Annotated in this window: 3 protein-coding genes; 1 reads left to right on the plus strand and 2 read right to left on the minus strand. The window is 58.8% G+C overall.

Going from position 1 to position 3,802, the window contains the following annotated elements; genetic code table 11:
• Positions 1 to 1,331 (minus strand): glutamine synthetase III (locus V6C07_RS12425; protein WP_333536790.1); only part of this gene is annotated, 1,331 nt, incomplete at its 3' end.
• A 462-nt stretch (positions 1,332 to 1,793) separates the two neighbouring features.
• Complete coding sequence (locus tag V6C07_RS12430; RefSeq protein ID WP_333536791.1) at positions 1,794 to 2,216, minus strand: FKBP-type peptidyl-prolyl cis-trans isomerase; 423 nt, start codon at positions 2,214 to 2,216, stop codon at positions 1,794 to 1,796.
• Positions 2,217 to 2,495: 279 nt separating this feature from the next.
• On the opposite strand from V6C07_RS12430, the gene lysA reads away from it, so the two are divergent.
• Positions 2,496 to 3,773, plus strand: coding sequence for a diaminopimelate decarboxylase (gene lysA / locus V6C07_RS12435; protein WP_333536792.1), 1,278 nt, complete (start codon positions 2,496 to 2,498; stop codon positions 3,771 to 3,773).
• Positions 3,774 to 3,802: the final 29 nt, after the last annotated feature.

Below are 3,802 nucleotides of genomic sequence, written 5' to 3' on the forward strand. Positions count from 1 at the left end.
CCGTTGACGGCATCGTCAACCCGCCCGGCGCGGAAAGCCTCAAAAACCTCGGTAAGCATGTCGCCGAGGAAGATGGACATGATGGCCGGCGGGGCCTCGTTGGCTCCCAGGCGATGGTCATTGCTGGCGCTCGCCACTGTGGCGCGCAAAAGACCGCCGAACTTGTGCACGCTGCGGATCATGGCCGCGCAGAACACCAGAAACTTGGCGTTGGCATACGGCGTTTCACCCGGCTCAAAGAGCGAACCCAGATCGGCGTTGCCGATGGAATAGTTCACGTGCTTGCCCGATCCGTTCACTCCGGCAAAGGGCTTTTCGTGCAGCAGGCATTTGAGGCCGTAACGCTTGGCCACGTTACGCAGGGTGGACATAATGATATGGTTATGGTCCACCGCCACGTTGCTGACCTCATACAGCGGCGCAATCTCGTACTGGCTCGGGGCGGCCTCATTGTGACGGCAGCGCACGGGCACGCCCAGCTTGTAAAGCTCGCGCTCCACTTCCATCATATAGGAAAGCACGCGCTGGGGAATCACGCCGAAATACTGGTCGCTGAACTCCTGCCCCTTGGCCGGGCGCGCACCAAAAAGGGTACGTCCGGCGATCTGGATGTCGGGGCGGGCAAAGTTAAAGTTGTGATCAATGGAAAAATACTCCTGCTCAAGCCCGGCATAGGCCACGACCGGCAGTTCCGTCTCGATGCCGAAAAGGCTCAGCACCCGCTTGGCTTCGCGGTTGAGGGCCTGGCTTGAGCGCAGCAGCGGCGTTTTTTTGTCCAGCGCCACCCCTGTCCACGAAAGGAACATGGTGGGGATGCACAAAAACGTTCCGTTGGGATTTTCCATTATGTACGCGGGGCTTGTAACGTCCCAGGCCGTATAGCCGCGCGCCTCGAACGTGGAGCGCAGACCGCCGGAAGGAAAGGAGGAAGCATCCGGTTCGCCCCGGATCAGCATGGAGCCGGAAAACTCCGCAATAACCCCGCCCGCGCCGTCAGGCATGAGAAAACTGTCATGCTTTTCAGCCGTTTGCCCGGTAAGCGGATAGAAAATGTGGGTAAAGTGCGTTGCCCCTTTTTCAATGGCCCAGTCTTTCATGACCGCCGCCACGGTATCGGCTATGGACGGATCCATGCGCTGGCCGAATTCAATGGTCTTGCGCAGCGAGCGGTACACGGCCTTGGGCAGGCGCTCCCGCATGACGCGGTCATTGAACACGTTGCAGCCGAAGATGTCCGTGGGTCTGGTATCGGCAAAATTCAGGGGAGCCGCTTCGGGTTTGTAGGTGGTAATGGCCTGAATGGCGCTGTGCCTGGCGGTTTTGCTGCTCATGACAAACCTCGCGTCAGAAAAAGGGGTGACGCACCAAAATTCGTTGGAAAACACTTTCTGCCGGCGGCGTCCGGGCGGCCCGTGCCGCCACATGCCGGAAAACCCTGAAAAAGGCCGGCAGACATCTGCCCGCCGGCCCGGCGTCTGCCAGAGCAATTTCACTTTGAAATTGCTCTGGCGGCTGCGTGAGCAGTCGCCCGCCGCAAAGATGCAAGCGCAGCTTCAGCCGTTACGACAAAGAAAGTTACGGATGCTTCAGGAGTTGTAACGCGGGAAACTACGCTTGCAGACACCATGTGTGACGAGCGCTTTGTTTCCACACAACCACTGTCGCCATTCGTAAGGCTCGCAGGCTCGCCAACGACTGCCGCCAAGACAGCGGAGCTATTTACTTGCGCGGTTAAGCATCGAAGCGAGCGTGTCTTAAACTTTGAGAATGTACATTCTCAAAGTTAAAATGCTCTAGTTGACGCTGACAATCTCTATTTCAAAGGTGAGAGCCTTGCCCGCCAGCGGATGGTTGGCGTCAAGGGTCACTTCGTCAGCGGTCACTTCGGTGATGGTCACGTCCATCTGGCCCTGCTCGTTGGAAAGCTGCAACGGCACGCCCACGTTGAGGGGAATGTGGTCCGGCACCTGGGCGCGGGCCACGGTAAAGACCAGCTCCGGATCGATTTCGCCGTAGGCTTCCGCCGGGGGAATGGTTACGGTAACGCTTTCTCCGGCCTCGCGGCCGTCAACCGCGGCCTCGAAACCGGGAATGAGCATGCCCTGGCCCATGACGAATTCAAGGGGATCGCGCTCACGCGAAGAATCGAACACCGTGCCGTCATCCAGGGTTCCCGTATAGTGCGCGCGCACTGTGTCGCCTTTTTTGATGGGCATAAATACTCCAGGGGTCTTGCGGACGTTTGGGCGGGCGCCCTGCCGCATGGTGCAATGCTCGCGCCCCTGCGGCACAAGCGCAAAGAAACGCCCGCAGTGAAAAAAGAAACCAAAACACGGCACGCTTTTTATGTCAATGTGACAGTGCGCGGGCAGGCGGCAAACAGACCCGGACTTGACAGCGCACAGCATGACCACGATAATTGTTAATTATTCAAACTGTAGATCACCGCCCCGCGCGGGCCACCAGAAATTTCTTGAGGCATCCCCGAGGTACCCATGTCCGACATCCGCTCCAGCTATACTGACCATCTTCAGTTTTACGGCCGCCATACCCCGCGCGAGTTGGCCGAAACCTTCGGCACTCCCCTCTATGTATATAACGAAAACGTGTTGCGCCAGCGCTGCCGTGAGCTGATGGGGCTTTCCAGCCTCCCCGGTTTCGGGGTCAACTACTCGGTCAAGGCCAACTCCAATCCCGTGCTGCTGCGCATGGCGCGCGAAGAGGGCCTGGTGGTGGACGCCATGAGTCCCGGCGAACTCCATATGGATCAGCTTGCCGGCTTCACGCCCGCACAGATTCTTTATATCTCCAACAACAATTCGGTGGAAGAGTTACAGAACGCCCTCAGCCACGGCCTGCTTATCAGCGTGGATTCCGTAGCGCAGTTGGACGATCTGGGCCGCATCAACAGGGGCGGCAGGGTCATGGTGCGCTTTAACCCCGGCATCGGCGCGGGGCATCACGCCAAGGTCGTCACCGCAGGCAAGGAAACAAAGTTCGGCGTCAATCCCGAACAGATGGACGAGGTTTTTGCCCTGCTGCAAAAGCACGACATGACCCTGGTGGGCATCAACCAGCACATCGGCTCTCTTTTTATGGAGGCCGGGGGCTACCTGGATGCCGCCGAAGTGCTGCTGCACCTGGCGGAACAGCTGCCCCAGGGCGCATTGCAAAACCTTGAAATCATCGACTTCGGCGGCGGCTTCGGCATTCCCTACCGCAAATATGAAGGGCAGCCCCGCCTGGATATGGACGAACTGGGCAGCCGCCTGCACGCGCTTATCAGCGGATGGGCCGAAAAAACAGGCTATACGGGCCGCTTCCTTATTGAACCGGGCCGCTATGTGGCAGCCGAGTGCTGCGTGCTGCTGGGCCGCGTGCATGCCGTGAAGAACAACAGCGAGAAACGCTATGCGGGTACGGACCTGGGTTTCAACGTGCTTGTGCGCCCGGCCATGTATGATTCGTTCCACGATGTGGAAATTTACGGCGAAAACAGCAGCGAAAAACGTGAAACCCTGGTGCAGACCGTGGTGGGAAACATTTGCGAAAGCGGCGACATTCTTGCCAAAGACCGCCAGTTGCCCGAAATTGTGGAAGGCGATGTGCTCGGCATACTTGACGCCGGCGCATATGGCTTTACCATGAGTTCCAATTACAATCAGCGCCTCCGCCCGGCGGAAGTGCTGATTCAGAGTGACGGCACGGCAAGGCTCATCCGGCGGCGCGAATCGCTGGACGATCTGGCACGCTGCCTTGAGGGCCTCGCATAAGGCCGCTCGCCCGAGGGATGATGGTCCGG

This window comes from Desulfovibrio sp. 1214_IL3152, assembly GCF_036763055.1.
In the GTDB taxonomy this organism is placed as follows: Bacteria; Desulfobacterota; Desulfovibrionia; order Desulfovibrionales; family Desulfovibrionaceae; genus Desulfovibrio.